General features: G+C 52.8%; 13 protein-coding genes. 3 read left to right on the top strand and 10 right to left on the bottom strand.

What is annotated here, in order from left to right; genetic code table 11:
• Positions 1-23: 23 nt before the first annotated feature.
• From PYCH_RS08380 to PYCH_RS08360, 5 genes are all read right to left on the bottom strand, one after another.
• Positions 24-3,320, bottom strand: coding sequence for a glucodextranase DOMON-like domain-containing protein (locus tag PYCH_RS08380; protein ID WP_013906427.1), 3,297 nt, complete (start codon positions 3,318-3,320; stop codon positions 24-26).
• Between the two features lie 10 nt (positions 3,321-3,330).
• The gene (locus PYCH_RS08375; protein ID WP_013906426.1) at positions 3,331-4,572 is read right to left on the bottom strand and encodes an ABC transporter permease subunit; all 1,242 of its coding nucleotides are present in this window, start codon (positions 4,570-4,572) and stop codon (positions 3,331-3,333) included.
• Complete coding sequence (locus tag PYCH_RS08370) at positions 4,569-5,468, bottom strand: carbohydrate ABC transporter permease (protein ID WP_048058296.1); 900 nt, start codon at positions 5,466-5,468, stop codon at positions 4,569-4,571. The genes PYCH_RS08375 and PYCH_RS08370 overlap by 4 nt, the downstream gene beginning before the upstream one ends.
• 38 nt (positions 5,469-5,506) lie before the next feature.
• Complete coding sequence (locus tag PYCH_RS08365; RefSeq protein WP_048058295.1) at positions 5,507-6,793, bottom strand: extracellular solute-binding protein; 1,287 nt, start codon at positions 6,791-6,793, stop codon at positions 5,507-5,509.
• Positions 6,794-6,902: 109 nt separating this feature from the next.
• On the bottom strand, positions 6,903-8,873 hold the full coding sequence (locus tag PYCH_RS08360; RefSeq protein ID WP_013906422.1) for a glycoside hydrolase family 13 protein: 1,971 nt from the start codon (positions 8,871-8,873) through the stop codon (positions 6,903-6,905).
• Positions 8,874-8,950: 77 nt separating this feature from the next.
• Here PYCH_RS08360 and PYCH_RS08355 point away from each other — a divergent pair, with 77 nt between their 5' ends.
• Positions 8,951-9,793: an SDH family Clp fold serine proteinase gene (locus PYCH_RS08355; protein ID WP_013906421.1), complete on the top strand. Its 843-nt coding sequence runs from the start codon at positions 8,951-8,953 to the stop codon at positions 9,791-9,793.
• A 1-nt stretch (position 9,794) separates the two neighbouring features.
• Here PYCH_RS08355 and PYCH_RS08350 read toward each other — a convergent pair whose 3' ends face one another.
• The 4 genes from PYCH_RS08350 to PYCH_RS08340 form a co-directional block, all read right to left on the bottom strand.
• Positions 9,795-10,307 (bottom strand): NIP7 pre-PUA domain-containing protein, encoded by a 513-nt coding sequence (locus tag PYCH_RS08350; protein ID WP_013906420.1) that lies wholly within the window; start codon positions 10,305-10,307, stop codon positions 9,795-9,797.
• Positions 10,297-10,473, bottom strand: a complete 177-nt coding sequence (locus PYCH_RS09990) for a hypothetical protein (RefSeq protein ID WP_158306794.1) — start codon at positions 10,471-10,473, stop codon at positions 10,297-10,299. The genes PYCH_RS08350 and PYCH_RS09990 overlap by 11 nt, the downstream gene beginning before the upstream one ends.
• Before the next feature lie 85 nt (positions 10,474-10,558).
• Positions 10,559-12,085, bottom strand: a complete 1,527-nt coding sequence (locus PYCH_RS08345; RefSeq protein WP_013906418.1) for a dihydropteroate synthase-like protein — start codon at positions 12,083-12,085, stop codon at positions 10,559-10,561.
• Positions 12,086-13,552, bottom strand: a complete 1,467-nt coding sequence (locus PYCH_RS08340; protein ID WP_013906417.1) for a DHH family phosphoesterase — start codon at positions 13,550-13,552, stop codon at positions 12,086-12,088. It abuts the gene before it with no gap.
• Between the two features lie 108 nt (positions 13,553-13,660).
• Between PYCH_RS08340 and PYCH_RS08335 the strand changes: the two genes are divergently transcribed.
• On the top strand, positions 13,661-15,349 hold the full coding sequence (locus tag PYCH_RS08335; protein WP_148236229.1) for a hypothetical protein: 1,689 nt from the start codon (positions 13,661-13,663) through the stop codon (positions 15,347-15,349).
• Between the two features lie 46 nt (positions 15,350-15,395).
• On the opposite strand, the gene PYCH_RS08330 is transcribed toward PYCH_RS08335, so the two are convergent.
• Positions 15,396-15,989, bottom strand: a complete 594-nt coding sequence (locus tag PYCH_RS08330; RefSeq protein WP_013906415.1) for a DUF7411 family protein — start codon at positions 15,987-15,989, stop codon at positions 15,396-15,398.
• A 116-nt stretch (positions 15,990-16,105) separates the two neighbouring features.
• Here PYCH_RS08330 and PYCH_RS08325 point away from each other — a divergent pair, with 116 nt between their 5' ends.
• A complete protein-coding gene (locus PYCH_RS08325) occupies positions 16,106-16,537 on the top strand; it encodes a cobalamin B12-binding domain-containing protein (protein WP_048058294.1) in 432 nt (143 codons plus the stop codon).
• The last annotated feature ends 26 nt before the right edge of the window (positions 16,538-16,563 follow it).

Here is a 16,563-nt window from a genome sequence, read left to right as displayed (position 1 = left end):
CCCCCCCAAAATTAAGAAGAAAGTCAGCGCCTCCTCCTGAGGAGCAGTGGTGTCATGACAAGTCCGAGGAGAGCCACAGGCCCACAGATGCCACCGCCTGTCTGGGTCTCAGTGGGACCCTGTGAGGTAGTCGTGCTCTGGGTTTCGGTGGGAGCTTCTGTAGTCGTGGGACTCTCCGCGGGAATCGCCGTTTCCCTCGGGGTCTCGGCAGGCTCCTCGCCACCGCTCCCCTCTATGAGCGGTATCATGAGCACGGTAGCGAGGATCTTCTTCTCGAGGTCGTAGCTGCTCAGCTGCTCTTCCTGCGTTGGCTTGAAACCTTCTGGAACCAGCAGGTCAACCACCCTTGGAGCGAGGTTGTCGATGACAGCCTGTTGGTCGGCGCCACCGAGCCTCCACTGCTCCGCTTCAACGGCAACAGGCCTCCACTTATCAGGACCATAACCATCCTGACTCCCGACGAGGACGACTCCCCAGAGTCCGTAGTCCTCGTCTATCTGGATGTACTTCTTAGGAACCTTGACGATGATCTTGTTGTTAACCGGGTCCGCTGAGATCTGAAGCTCACCCTGATAAACCGTTCCGTTCGGGAGGACTATAAGGTTGCCGTAGTCCCAGCCGGCTATTCTTAACGCCAAATCCCATGGATGCTCGGGATCGAGGTTAACGTTCGCACCCGGCCCGTCCGGGAACATCTTTATCGCCGAGGTGTTACCGCCTTCCCTGAAGTCAAGGTAGACCTCGATTATTTGGAGGCTGAAGCCATTTGGAGCGTTCCACACGTTGCCGCCAAGCTCCTTGAAGTAGAACTCCATGACGTATGCATCAGTCTGCTCGAGTATCCTGAAGCGAAGGAGGTCGAGGTGATGGGGGACGAAGACCGGATCGGTCGGGTAGGTATAAGTGCCAGGCCCGTAATCATCTCCCTCAGGATCGACTACATCCACTATCGGAACGCCCTTGACCTCCATCGGGAGCTTAAGCTCTATCGGGGTCGTTATGATCTCAAGCTCACCGTCCTTCACGGTTGAGACGGCGAAGTAGAAGTCCTCGGGCGTTTTGATGTAGTCGAAGGGAACTACGATTTCAACACCGCCGTCTACCTGCTTCACGGAAGCTTCTCCAACCTTCTCGGTGTTCTCGTAATCCGTGGCTGCGTAGATTTCTGCCTTTCCATCCCTATAAACTACGTGCTTAGTTATCAGCAGACCAACGCTGTCCCTTGAGAACGGGAAGAGCGAGTATTTCAGCTCGCCGGGCCTCTCTTGAAGGAGGGTAAATGTGTTTCCAACCCTCTCGCCCTTCTCGTAGATGCTTATCTCAAACTTCTCAAGGTTGCCCTTAACGACGAAGTGCACTCCCTCACCGTCGAAGTAGACGCTTACCCCCTCGGCCAGGGGAGACATGCTTGAGTATTCCTTCACCTGACCCTCCCCAAGACCCTCAAGTGCCCTTATGGTATATGGCTCTCCATCGGGGAAGTAATTGCCGTAAAGGTAGCTCGGCGGTTCGAGGCCGGCCAGCCTGTAAATCTCGTAGAGGTACGTCTTAAAGTAGCGGTCGAAGGTGTAGTCCTGCCCACTGCTCTGGTCACTTCCGTACCACCAGAACCAATCGCTTGCCTCGGCTCTCAGCAGGTACTCGTAGGCCTTCTCCCAATTTTCTTGGCTCATCTTATCTTTCTGAGCCATTAGAGCCTTTCTCGCCAGGTAGAGCCAGTACCAGCCGTAGTTCTCCTGGGGCTCGCCTATCCACGTTGAGAGCGTCCCATCAATCCAGCTGCTCTCGGGCCACTGCATCTCCTCCTTAACGCCAATCATGTCGTAAAGCTCGCCAAGGCTCTGGGCCTTCAGCAGGGCTTCAACATTATCGCCCGTCAAATCAAGGCGCTCCATCATCTGGGGAGTGAGCTTATTAGCCTTATCGCCGTAGAGCTTGATGTACTCGCTCGGGGTAAGCGTCCTTATGAGGCCCTGCCTCTGGAGTTCGGTGAGGCGCTTGTAGAGGGTCTCAAGGAAGAGCTTGCCGTCGTAGGGATAGTGCTCCCACGGATTCTCTCCGTCGAGGGTTATGACGTAAACGAGAGAACCATCATAATTCTGCTTCTGAATCCTGAGGAGCTCATTTATGAAGTCTTCAACCGCCTGGTACTGGTTCATTCCGCTGTATGTGAAGCCAACCCTGTCGCTCAGCGCGTGGTCACGCGGGAAGAGGTATATCTTCCTCCCGTTAAACTCAGCCACCCATGGCTTGTAGTAGTTCTCGACGGTGTATGGAATGCCCAGCTTTTGAAGAACGAGCTGATCGGTCATGACCCATTGCCAGCCGTTCTCAGCCAGTATCTCCAGAGTCTTGTCGTTAAGGGCACTTTCAGCGGCCCATCCACCCTTGGGTGTAACCTTACCGGCGCCGAGGTACTTCTTGTAGAGCTCGTGGGCCTTCTTAACGTGGGCATCGAAGTCTTCCTCCCAGCCGAAGTCATTGAGTATCGGCCCTATCGGGTGCGCGTACGGAACAACGGTAACCTCGACGTTGCCGTTGCCGAGAAGGAGGTTTATCTTCTCGTGCTCCTCGAAGGTGTGGTTGAGAAGCCACATCTGATGCTTCAAGACGGTCCTGACGTCCTCCCTCGTGTAGCCGCCCTCGTCAACTTTCTCGTAAAGGGCCTTGAGCTCGGGGGTGTTCATTATGTAGTTGTAATCAATCCAGGCAAGGTTGAAGAGGACTGCCAGGTCAATGTAGTCCTGCTCGGTGAACTCATTGGTTACCGCAACCTTCTGCTCCTCAAGTGGCAGATTGGCGTACTTGGCCTTCGCTTGAAGCATCTTGTTCTTCAGCTCTGTGTAGCGGTTCCAGAAGTCCCTTATCGGGTTGCCGTTTTTATCGGTGACGGGCTCTCCGTTCCAAGGAATCGTGTGGTCGAAGAACCCTCCAGGTGCCTGGAGCATAAGCCACTTCTCCTCAACCGTAAGGGGTTCGCCTTTGGCTATCTTCTCCGTGATTATCTGATAAATATCCTTGGCCCCGTTCATGTAATCTGCAAGCTGGGCTATGAGGGAGCCTGATAAATCGATGGTGGCGTGAACATCCGGATACTTGCTGAGATAGTAGGCCATCTTCCAGTAGTTGTTGGCCGCGTGGAGTCTGACCCAAGGCCTCGTGTAGATGCCCTGAACTGGGTCGTAGTAGTATGGCTGGTGCTGGTGCCAGACTATTATAACATTGAGCGGTTTGGGCTCCCCAGCCTTTACTTCTGGCTGGAGGGCCAGCAAGCTTCCGAGAACCACGAAAACCACAAAGAGAGAAAGGACCCTCCTCATCTTCACCACCTCACTCCTTTAGACCTCCAATTGTTAGGCCACTCCTTATGTAGTTCTGGGCGAGCATGAACATGACGAAGACAGGCAGGGCGAAGAGCAAGGCGGCCGCCGCGAAGTAGTTCCAGTCTATCCCTCTGCCGATGCCACCCATAAGGGTGTAGATCCACACGGACATTGGCTGGTTCTCCTCAGTTAAGAGCAGACTCGCCAGGATGAATTCCGTCCATCCGCCGATGAAGGCGAATATAGCCACGGTCGCTATTCCCGGTAAAGCCATTGGTAGGAGGACGTGGCGAATTATTTGGAAGTAACTGGCGCCATCAACGAGGGCCGCCTCATCGAAGTCCGGGTTTATGGAATCTATGTATCCCTTGAGTAGCCAGGTGTTGAAGGGTACACTACCTGTGGCATAGACAAAGGCCAAGGCAGGCAACTTGTTGTAAAGGCCAAGCTTCACGAGTATTCCATAGAGGGCTATTAGCCCAGCTATGCCAAGACCTCCGGCAACCTGAGTGAACATCAAGTAGAAGTACAGGATGTGATCCCTGCCGAAGAACTTCAGGCGTGAGAAGGCATATGCCGCCGGGACGACGAAGATCAGCGTTAGCAACACGGTCAGTGTGGCCAGTATGAGGCTGTTCTTGAGGTAGCCGAAGAACTTTGAGTTGATGAACTTGCCAAGGGTCGTGAACTCGACGCTGCCCGCGTTCCTTATGATTATGTATTTTTCCATAGAGCCCGAGACCGAAACGCCGCTTACCTCTCCCTTCGTTAGTTCAACGTTCTTTATCACTGAAAAGCCTATGCTTCCATCCTCATTGACCTTCGTCAGGACGAACAGCCCTTTCACTTTACCGGTCAGCGCTCCCTGAACGCTCTTCCCCCCGGAAACTGTGAAGACTACGCCGGACAGGGGCACCTCAAACTTTATCCCCGTGAATGGCCCGTATTTAACGACCCCTTTAAGCGTGCCTTCCTCCAGATAGAGTCTGCCGTTCTCCAGCCTCGCCTGCCCCTCTATCGTTCCTGTGAAGTTCCCCTCTATCTTGCCCCCTTTGAAGCCGAAGAGAACTTCCCTGTAGGCGTCTAAGGTGACGTTGCTCGGAATGAGTTCTATTTCCGTCGTGGCCAGCGTCGAAACGGGCTTTATAGAGACGGTGAAGATGTAGTAGACTGGAAAGAGTATCATAAACATTACGAGCATTGCGACGAGCGTCATCAAGGCGCTTTTAAGAAGCTCACTCCTCCTCATTCCTTAGCACCCTCCTGTAGCCGAGTTATCTTAACGTTGATGTACATGTAGATGGCGAGCACGAGCGTGGCTATCACCATGACCGCCGTCGCCCTCCCATAATGCGGAACCGCGCCGAAAGCTTTTCTGAACCCATAGAGCAGGATGAACTTGTCCTCAAAGAGACCCGCGTTGTAGATATAGGGTACCATGAAGTACTGGAAGCTGGCCGCGCTCGTCAGTATAGTTGCGAAGGCTATGGGCTTGCCCACCACCGGTAGGACCACGTGCCTAAACCTCTGCCAGTAGTTGGCTCCATCTATTATGGCGGCCTCTATTAGCGTGTCTGGAACGGACTGAAGCGCCGCAGTGATGACCGTCATCATGAATGGATAGGCCAGCCAGACTTCGATTATGTTAAGGGCTATAAAGCCCCAGAAGGGATCGTTCGTCCAGTTGGGAAGGTTGCTCACGCCAAGCGATTTGAGCACTTGGTTCACAGGCCCGAACACGGGATCGAACATGAATCTCCACACGGTTATCGAGAAGAGGAGCGGTAAAGCCCAAGGTATTATCAGGAGCGACCTGTAGATCATTCTACCCTTCACGTATCTGCTATTGTAAAGCAGACTTAGCAGTATGCCGACGAGAACCTTGAGCGTCACGCTCGTAACCACGAATATCCACGTCCACTTGAAGGCATTCCGGAACTTCTCATCGCTTAGTATCCACTTGAAGTTCTCAAGGCCGACGAACTTAAGAGGCTCAGCGGTTGGCGCCTGAACGGGAAAGTTGCCCAACTGAGCGTTAGTAAAGGCCAGGTATATAGAGTAAATTATCGGCCATAGGTTGAAGAAGAGGAACGCTGCAATCCCGGGGAATATAAGGACGAGGGCCGCGATAGTGGTCTTTTTCATTCCCCTCTCCCTCCAAGGAAAAGAAAAAAGTAAAGCCGTCATCCTTGAATGTTCTTGAGAATCTCCTGCTGATACTTCTGGAGTATCGCCGGGATGTCAGCGGTGGCCGGGTCCTGGAGGATCTCATTGATAGCATTCTCAACGCCGCCCCAGACGGCGCCCATCTTCGGGCTCTTAGGCATCAGATAAGCGTGCTGGACGGCCTGACCGAAGCCGTAGATAACGGGATCCTTCTGTATGTCCGGGTCATTGAGGACCTCGGTGAGTACTGGAATATAGCCAAGCTCAAGGGCAAGGGTCTTTATGACCTCGGGGCTCGTTGTGAACCACTTGGCGAACTTCCACGCGGCATCCTTGTTCTTTATTCCAGCCGCGAAGTAGATGAGCTTCACGCCACCGTAAGGCCTCGGCCAGTACTCTTTGCCATCCTTGATTATCGGCGGGAGTGGGGCGACGCCAAAGTCAATTCCTGCGTCCTTGACGCTTCCAATGCTCCACGGACCGTTGACCATCATTGGGGCCCTACCTTCAAGGAAGATGCTCTGCTGGGTGTTGTAGTCAGCGGTCGGGGCCATGTAAGGCCAGATGTTCTCGAAGAAGAACTCAAAGCCCTCTATGGTTTCAGGCTTGTCGAGACCTGGCATCTCAGTCTTGTCGTCGAAGTAATAACCGCCAAAGGCCTGGGCCCATGCGGAGATGAAGTATGCGTTGACCGGGTAGGCTATGCCGTACTTCTCGTTGCTCGGGTCGTAGTACTGCTCCATTATCGCCTTCATTTCATCAAAGGTCTTCGGAGGTTCGCTTATCATGGCCTTGTTGTAGATTATCGCGACGGTCTCGGCCGCGAAGGGCAGGGCATAGTAGTGCCCCTTGTACTCCATAGCCTCCTGACCCATTGGGGCGAACTTGTTCAGCAGGTCCTCGGTGACGTACTCGTCAACAGGCTCAAGGAGACCAGCGTCAGCGAACTTCCCGATCCAGTCATGGGCCCATATGAACAGGTCCGGACCCTGACCGGCTGGAATGGCAGTCTTAAGGGCCCCCTCGAGGTCCGGCTTCTGCTCGAAGACTATCTCAACCTCTGGACACATGGCCATATACTCCTCGGCAAGGCTCTGGAAGACCTGGAGCTCATTCGGTTGCATGGCGTGCCATATCACTATCTTCCCACTACCACACTCAGTCTGAGGTGTGGTTTCCGTTGGGGTCTCGGTGGTAGGGGTCGTTGGGCTGGTGGTTTCAGTGCCCCCGCCTATACAGCCGCTTGCCACGACTCCAAATATCAAAACTCCCACCAAAACCAGGGTGTACAGGACTTTCCCCATGGTCTTACCCCCATCAACCTCTCAGTGAAATATCATCGAGGGTGATATATGCCTAGGGTATATATACCTTGTGCTCCCCTGTACGGGGTTGCATGAATGGACGAGAATCTCAAGGCCATGACAAGAGTTGGACGTCGTTGAACCTGGAGAAAACTACGATAAACGACCAAGGAGCCAGCTCGATGGATGTCTTTCCAACTATGGGGCGGTACTTTTCCGGTATTAAAACACTCTCGACTCTCGACGAGCAGTTAATGGCTACCAGGACATGCTCCTTCTCATAAATTCTTTCGTAAACAAGGAGCCTCCCCTTGAACTTCAACGGTCTAAAAAAGCCCAGTTGGAGGGCCCTGCTATTCCTCCTCAGCCGTATCAATGCCTTCGTGACTTTCAGTATCTCGGTGTCCCATTGATTCCCCTCCCACCTCATGGGTGTTCTTGAGACCTCCAATCCTTTCCCTTCCATACCACTCAATCCTATCTCGTCACCATAGAAAATAGATGGAATCCCCTTGTATGTCATGAGGAAGGCCAGCGCGCAGAGATACCTCTTCCTGTCTCCGACGAGGTCTAGGAAGCGCTCCACGTCGTGGTTGTCCAGGAAGTTGTACATCATGTATTCCGCGGGCCCGTAATATGTGCTGAGGAGCTCGAGATAGTTAAGGAACTCTTCGGCGGTTATTTCACCCGTAACAAAGAACCGTAGAATTGCCTCGTAGAGTGGATAATTCATCGTCCCATGGAACTTATCGAAAAGCCACATCCTGGCGTCGTCCATAACCTCCCCAACGAGATAGGCATCTTCCGGCATCTCCTTCCTAATTTCTCGCCATAAGTCGGGTGGAATGCCGTGGGCAACGTCCAAACGCCAGCCGTCGATACCCTTCTCAAGCCAATAATTCATGACCTTAGCTATGAACTTCCTGACCCTAGGGTCATCGTGGTTCAAGCGAGGCATAAGCCAAACCGAAAAGAAGCTCTCGTAGTTCCAGTCAAGATTCTTCAACCTCTTGAACTTCTCTTCCCAGGGCTCTTCCGAGTTTAGTATCTCCAAAAACTCCTGCGATACGACGGGGAAGCCTGTTATGCGATAGAAATCCCGATATACACTTTCCACACCTTTTCTCACGACGTCCTGGAAGTGGGGATGGAAAAAGCTTGTATGGTGGAAGACGCCATCGAGAATTAGCTTGATGTCCCTCCTCTTCAGCTCCCTTACAAGCTTCTCAAACGCGGCATTGCCCCCCAACCTCTTGGCGACGTTGAAGTAGTCGATGACGTCGTAGCCGTGGTAGGTTATAGACTCGAAGATGGGTGTCAAGTAGAGGGCGTTCACCCGGAGCCCTTCGATATAGTCGAGCCTTTTCAAAATTCCCGGCAAGTTCCCGCCGTAAATCTTTGGATCGCCTCCAACCTTCTCCTCATTGCTTTCTCGTTCGAACCTGTCGGGCATTATCTGGTAGAAGACCCTGCTGAATATCCATTTCGGGGTTGAAAGCTCCTTCGGCGTGGCCGTAAAGTCGCCGTATTCGACACTCCCTTCCTCAGTTTCTATCTCAAAGGTGTAGCTCAGCTCCTTTACCCTCGGAAGAATGGCCTCAAAGTAGTCGAAGAGTTCGTCGCTCGCCTTCTTTCTCATCCCTACGCTCTCATCCGTAACCAAGATGACGCGGAGGGCCCTTCCCCTGACGGCCCTAAACAGAACGTGGGTTCTGTCGGCAAAAGAGTAGATGTAGAGTAGAGAAGGCTCGTGGTAGAACTCATCCCCAGCCCATATCCTCGCGATGCTAACCTCTCTCTCGAACTTGTATGAAAGCCGGCGGTAAAGGGTTCTTTCGGGGTTCTCGATATCCGGCGTGTATTTCCCGTCGAGGGAAAAGCCGTAATACCAGATGGCCTCAGGTAGGTCTATAACAATGTGCCACCGGTCCCCCTTCTCCCTCATCCGAAAGCTGCCCTCGTTGAAGGCATTGAAGCTCCCCACTAAATATGCGTAGCCCCCCCTCTTAGGAAAAGAGAATTCGACCTTCGCGACACGACCGAAATACTCGTTATGGCCGAATTCGAGGATTTTATACATGACAAGCCTCCCCCTCCCATTTGGTAAAACGAAACGTTATTAAGGCTTCCACCTCAAGCTTAAATCCGGTGCCTACGATGGACACCCTCGGCGGCTTTTTAGGGTCACTCATCTGGTGGTTCCTCTTCCTATACCTCCTCCTCTGGCCCCAGATGCAGTATCGCCAACTGCAGTTCGCGAGAGCCAAGATACTTGAAAGGCTTGCAAGGAAGAGGAACTCCACCGTGATAACCCTCATCCACAGACAGGAGAGCATAGGTCTCTTTGGCATCCCCGTTTACAGGTTCATAAGCATAGAGGACAGCGAGGAGGTTTTGAGGGCTATAAGGATGGCACCAAAGGACAAACCAATAGACCTTATTATCCACACACCCGGCGGCCTGGTCCTTGCGGCGGCCCAGATAGCCAAAGCTCTGAAGGACCATCCGGCTGAGACGAGGGTGATAATACCCCATTACGCCATGAGCGGTGGCACGCTGATTGCACTCGCGGCAGACAAGATAATAATGGATCCCCACGCCGTTCTCGGTCCCGTTGACCCTCAGCTGGGCCAGTACCCAGCGCCGAGCATACTAAGGGCTGTCGAGAAGAAGGGCGTTGACAAGGTAGACGATGAGACACTCATACTGGCAGATGTCGCGGAGAAGGCCGTCAGGCAGGTCAGAGACTTTGTATATGAGCTCCTGAAGGACAAATATGGAGACGAGAAAGCCAGGGAGCTCGCCCAGATACTCACAGAGGGTCGTTGGACCCACGATTATCCAATAACAGTGGAGGAAGCCAAAAAGCTCGGCCTCCATGTCGAGACAGATGTCCCCGAGGAGGTCTACGCTCTGATGGAGCTTTACAAGCAGCCAGTGAAGCAGAGGGGAACCGTGGAGTTCATACCCTATCCCGTCAAGCAAGAGGGAAACAAGTAACTTATTCTCTCCTTTTTCTTCTTAGGAACTCACCCACGTCCCCCATGTTTTTTATGAACCTCTCCTCGTCCTTAGGATCCACGAGGCCAAGGCCTATTATGTTACCCTGCCCGTCAAAGATCACGAGTCGCTTGCTTCCCCTCCATACGAGCTTTCTGACACCCCTCCTTGGAACGTCCTTTCCCGTCGTGAAGAGAAAGGCAGCCTTCGGACCAAGAACGGCATAGTTCTTCTGCACATCAACAAAGTAGAAGAACTCAATGTTAGGATAAAACTTTTCGACGAGACTCTCATCAACCTTTATCGTTCCGACGAAGGTTCCAAAAGCGTAGGGCCTCATTCCAAGAGCCTCGACTCTTCTCCAGACCTCCTCATTGACGGCATAAACGTCCCGAAACCTTCCTTCGACGAGAGCAAAGAAATCATGGACAAGCTCCCCGTGCTTTTCGGCCTCCTTCAAAAGTAAGTCAAACTCCCAGGCGGAGAGCCTCCTAACTCTTAGCTCACCACTCATCCTCTTCCTCCCACTCTTCCTCCTCTTCCCAGCCCTCCTCAAACTCCTCCTCGTACCACTCCTCCTCTTCCCAATCCTCCTCAAGCCACTCCTCTTCCTCCTCGACGAGGGGCTCCTCCTCGAACTCCTCCATTTTCTTCTTACGCCTAGGCTGCATAATCCTCACCCTCAGGCCATCTTCTCGGAAGGGGTTATAAACGTTTCGAAGGAAAGAACGCCCGAAAGGGCTTACTTAGGAGAAAGGAGGGACCTCACAGTTCCGGCGTGTAAAAGTCGGGAAAGATCTCGGCCTCCTGGACGTAATCCTTTCCGAGCCTAAGGGCGGTGTAGGCTTTCTCAAGCTCCCTGCCCAGATAGAAGGCATGACGGGGAGAGATGTTGAAGTTGTCGAGCAGGGTATCCATTATGGCGGCAGGGTCGTTGCCAACTACCGTTAGAATTAAGGACGTGCCTCGGTAGGCGTTTACCCAAATCTTACCCTCCCTAATGTATATCCGGAAGTACACCGGCTCTAGCTCAACCTCTCTCTTCTCCGCCTCCACGATATTCTCTGCTGGATCGAACGTAAGGTTGACGGACCGCTTGTCCTTAAGTATCAGGAGGTTCAGACCCACGTCCTTCAGGGAACCTAAAAGCGTCATGTCAATGGCCCTCTTCAGCTCCCTTACGCTTCCCCTACATTTTGGGCTGACCTCTGTTGTGAGGAGGAGAGATATTCCGAGCTCAGAGGCTATTCCCGCGAGAAGGGCGTTTATACCCGGACTGTCCGCGTCCGTCATCTCCGTGACGTTGCCGACGCCGGCCAGCATGATGTCCCTTGGGTTACGGGCCCTGTAAAGGTGGAAGGTGGCGATGGAGCGGGCTAAGTGCGGGTGATGTTCAAGGATTGGGTCGGCGATGACCCGCTTATAACCGAGGTCGAGGGCCTTCTTCTTCAGACCCTCCAGAAGCCTCACCCTCTCCTCGGGCCCCTCCGGGAACAGGCCCTCCCTCTGGTTCGTTGGTATGAGAACGACCGGCTTCTCCGTAACGAGGGTCTCAACGTTCCCGTAGTCTATGCTAAGGAGCAAATCAGCTACGTCGATCGCAACTTCAAGCTCCCTTTCGTTCAGGGAATCGACGCTTATGGGCGGCTTATAACCCCTCTCCCTAAGGGCCTCCCTTATCTCAGGGACCTCTTCAACGAAGTCAACGTTCTCCTCGCCTGCCACCATGCCGACATCTATGATGTCAGCTCCCTCCCTGAGATAGTAGATGGCTCTCTCCACGGCACCTTCAACGCCTAGCCTGGGGGCGTCAACGATCTCAGCGAGAATCCTCTGGGGGAAGTCGAGACCCACGGGAAGGCCTCCCACGAGAAAGTTCCCGGGCCTCTTGAGGGCCTCCTCGATGTATTTCCTGTTTCTCGTCCTGTTCCTTATGTCCTCAACCCGCCTGAGGGCGTCAAAGGAAAAGAGGTCGTCAGCGGGGACAGTCTTGCTAAGCTTGAAGCCCTTTCGGACTGCATTTAAAACGGCAGGCAAGTCAACGGCGTTCCTCGGTCCCTTGAAGGTCGGAACTCCTATCCGCTCCTCGACTTCTTCCGCAGAACCCCTGACGAGGCCAGGAATGAGTATCATGTCGTAGTCCCTGATTCCCGCCCTCTCAAGATAGTCCGCTATCATGCGAGGAGTCAAGAAGGCTGCAACGCTAACAGGTGTTACGAAAACGTCGCATCCCTTTCCATACTTCCTAACGAGCGGCTCGGCCAGCCTCCCCGTAACAAGGAGTATCCTCACTCAGGCGCCCTCCCTCATCCCGAGGGCTTCAAGAAACTTCTCCGTTATGGCCTCCTCCACAAGCCTCAGCAAGGAGACCTTGTCCTTAGCTAACTTGAATATACCAAGATTTATGCGGGCCCCACCAGCCTGAGCATGCCCTCCCCCGCTCCCTATGTCGCCAAAGGCCTCCTTGAGAACCTTTCCTATGTTAACCCTCACGTCCCTCGTTCTCGCCGATATCTCTATCCTGTCGTCAACTATGCCGAAGACTAGGACGGTCGTTATACCCTCGAGGCGGAGCAAGAAGTCTGCAGCCTCTGCTATCGCATCTCTGTTGGTTATGAAGCCCACATTGCTTATGACGACGTTCTTGTATATCCTCCTGTTCATTATAGCCCTCGCCAGTATCTCCGCTGTTTCGGTGGAGATGTCGGGGAATTCGATCTTGTTGAGGAGGTCGTAGTCAACATTTCCGGCCAGAAACTCAATCGCCTTAAGGTCCACACGACTCAGCTTCGAGAACTTCTTTGTGTCCACATACATGCCATAGAAGAGGGCGGTCGCGAGGTTTTCGGTCACGGGTATCTCGAGGGATCTCAGGTACTCCACCATTATGGATGAGGTTGCGTTCACGTCGGGTCTTATGTCAATCAGGCAACCCTCGGGAAGCCTCTCCCTGAGATTCTGGAGCATCTGGTGATGGTCTATAATTATTTGGACCTTCCTCAGGTCATCCTCATCCAGAATCGTTATGTTACCATTGGGTTGAGCATCCACAATGGCTATCGCCGGGTGCCTCTTTATCTCGTAGCTTCCCCTCGAAACTTTCCTGAAATCCATGCCGAGGACGTTAACCATAGCCCTGTTCTGATGATGGGTTATCTCCCCGCCGTAAACTATCATAGGCCTCAGACCAACCGTCTGGGCTATTGTTGCGAGGGCGGAAGCGCTCGCCATGCTGTCCGGGTCGGGATTGTCATGCATGACTATCAGGAGGGTGTCGCCCCTCTCCTTTATCTCATTGAGCTTCTCAAGTAGCTTGAAGGAGTTCTTTCTCTCCCCAACCTTTTCCACGGTCTCAAGGACAGATCTAACTATAGCACTCCGCGGGTTTATCACGTAATCAATCTTGGAGTCGCTCTCATACTCCTCCCTGAGAATGTTCTCCACGTCCTCGGCGGAGATGTCCTCAGGCAGTATCACGAGGATCGGAACACTTTTGTTGTTTGTCCTGACCACGTGCACGGTTTTAGCTATTGTTTTGACATCCATCGTCGTGATTATCACGAGATCTGCCCTCTCCACGTGAGCCTTTAGGAGGGTTGCCGTGTATGAGAAATCGCCCTGAACAACCTGGAGACCACTCTCGGCGAGTGCCTGGGCCCTTATCTCATCCCTTTCGATTACAGTGACGTCGAACTCTCCCGTAAGGGCCTCGGCAATTGCCCTTCCTAGCACTCCGCCACCGAGTACGAGCACCCTCATGCCCTTCACCCATCAATAATGTTTAAATATTGGCCCACATGTATCTATCTGTGGCTTAACATCGCTCCTCTCCGAATGTAACTTGTCAGCTATATATAGGTAATGGTGATGGTAATGAAGTTAACGAACGCTAAACCAGTGCTTGAGAATTTCGTATGCCTCTCGGGAGTGGAAGCGTTGAAAGCAATTCTTGATGTACTGAAGAGTTCTGAGGCCAGAGGAGCCTACGTGAGGGTTTTCGCCAAGGATGAAAAAGGCAGATATTACTTCGAGCTTCTCATAGACTCATCGAGAGCTCTCGCCACCGAGTGTGAGCTCGTAGATGAAAATAGACGGATTGAGGGAGACGAAGCTCTCAGAAAGCTCGCGGAGGTTGTAAACAACCCACTCATTATAGACGTTTACCCTCTCGACGACCTGTCCTTCAAGCTAACCCTCGCCGAGAACTTGAGCCTATACTCTAAGACGCACGCTGTACCTCTTCAGGACCTCTTCGGCGGGGAAGCCAAGGAGAAGATAAATACCGCCATAGAGAGGGCGGAAGCTGAGAGGGCTGCGGAAGAGGAAGAGAGAAGGAAGCAGGAGAGGCAGAGAAAAGCCACAAAACCTAAACCCAAGCCGGTTCCACGGGGCGAGGTCATAATAGAGGTTACGGGAGATGAATCCCTGAAACCCAAGATTGAGGAAGCCTTCAAGGAATACATCAGGCTCACAAAGGGGGAGATAGAGGACCTTGAAGCTAAAGTTGAGCGAGTCGAGATGAGGGGCGAGATAGGGACGGGTATCGTGAATATAACGGGAACCTTTGGCATTATAATTGAGGATGAGAAGAAGGCTGAGATAACAAAGAGAAAGGCCATGTTCATACTCAACAAGCACGTGCCCAAGATAGGCAGGATTTCCGGCTTAAAGCCTCTCGTGAAGAGCCTTAAGGTCGAGGTAATAGCTGGGGAGCGCGTGGAGGCCATGGAAACTAGAGAGAGGGAGGACATGGAACTATGGAGGCTCAAGAAGCCGCCGACGACACAGCTGGGGCCCAACCTCTTCCTGACAGTTGATCCCGAGTTCAAGACGTACTTTACAGGGTTTGCGAGGACTCTTCTTAAGGACATAGAAAACAGCGGAATACGGGTGAAGAGGCTTGAAATAGAGGTCTATGGGGGTGTCAGGGAGCACGAGATAAACGTTTACCTGGAGGGAACAGCTCCTAACATGGACGAAGCCAAACTTAAGTCCTACGTAACCTCTCTGGCAAAGAAGCACGCCTCTGAGCTCAGCAAGATTCTCAACAAGTACGTCTGGGTTAATAAGGTAGTCGTGAGAGCCGAAAAACCAGCAGAGGAAGAGGTATCCTCCAAAGTTTCAGAGGTTCTCAAGAAGAAAGCGGAGCTTGAGAGGGAAGTGGAAAAATTGCTGAAAGAGGCCGGAGTAGATGAGCTCGCCTATCTGATGGAGGACAAGAAAAAGGAAAGCGAGGAAATTCTGCTTAAGAGCCGTGTTGAACCCGCCATAGAGGTCCTTAGGAGAAAGATGCAGGACGCCCTGAGAGCTATTCCTAGGGCAACCCTCAGATGGGTCAAGCTTAAGTGGGATGTACAGGGCTCAGCTGTGGAGGTCTCGATAGAGGTCAGCCTCGCGAAGCTTGAGGAGGAGGGGCTGTTCGGTGTGTTCTCAGGAGTCTCGGGTGAAGAAGTAAAGAGGAATGCTACGGACATCATCACAAGGCTCATAAGGGAAGTTTCAAGGGAGTACAACGTTCAGATAAAGATAAGGAGGCTGGCAATCTTCGTGCGTTAATCAGCACTCAAGATCGTCATCACCGCTCAGCAACCTGCCGAGGTCATCATCTCCATCCCAGCACCCTCGACTGCAAGTGCCGCTTGGGAAATATCCGGGCTGGATCATGACCAAGCTCCCTGAGGATGTGTCTGAGTTCGACCTCGTAGTCCGACTTTTTAATCTCTTCGCTTTCCCGGATCTCAACGAGGAATAATTTCTCAACGAGCTCCCTTATCGTCCTGTGGCCGAGACCGAGGAGGGGCCTTATGTAGGCGACGTTGAATCTATCTTCGAGGGAGCGGGCTTTCGGCAGATCGAGGAAGGGAACTCTATCATCTCTTCTCGTGCCGTCGCTGATTCTCTCTACACCCCTTCTGGCGGCCAGAGTTTCTAGAGCCCTTTCATGGAGGAACTGGATTGCTCTTCCCGGCCTGCCATCCTCGATGCACATGGCGGCGGCCCTTTCGAGCATTCCTCTGGGGAGTTCCATGACCTCATGATCAAAGCCGAGACTCTCCGCGGTCTCTCTCGCATACTTCCACGCATCAAGAACACCGAAGGTCACGGTCACAAGCTTAACTTCGTAGCCAAGCCGACTTAGTATCCAAGCTGCCAGCGACGAATCCTTGCCTCCGCTGAAAAGGTGATAGACCTTCATGAAGGCCGATTCAAGGGGCTGCCTTTTAGCCCTTTTCCAAGGATAAATTATCCAAATTCTTGACGTTTGGCAACGTTTAAATACTATTTTTAGTGAACAAAATTTTGGTGGTGCTCATGGTCGAGAGGTCGAATGTTAGGGTTCTCATCGCCAAGCCCGGGCTTGACGGTCACGACAGGGGAGCAAAGGTCGTGGCGAGGGCCTTACGCGATGCGGGTTTTGAAGTTATATACACGGGAATACGGCAGACGCCCGAGCAGATAGCGGAGGCCGTAGTACAAGAGGACGCAGACGTCCTCGGCATAAGCATACTCTCAGGGGCCCACATGGTTCTCATCCCGAAGATACTGAAGCTCCTGGAGGAAAAGGGCTTGAAGCCCAACAAAGACATTCTAGTTGTGGCCGGAGGTATAATCCCGCCTGATGATGCTGAAGAGCTTAAGAAGATGGGAGTCGCCGAGGTCTTCGGCCCGGGAACCCCGCTTGAAAAGATAATCAGCTTCATAGACGAAAACGTCCCGAAGCTCAAGAAGTTTAGAGGAGCCTAACCTTTATATTAGGTCTGGATAATTCC

This window comes from Pyrococcus yayanosii CH1 (genome assembly GCF_000215995.1).
GTDB classification, from domain to species: domain Archaea; phylum Methanobacteriota_B; class Thermococci; order Thermococcales; family Thermococcaceae; genus Pyrococcus; species Pyrococcus yayanosii.
Note: the sequence above shows the minus strand (reverse complement) of the source record. Positions and strands in the feature narration are given on the sequence as shown.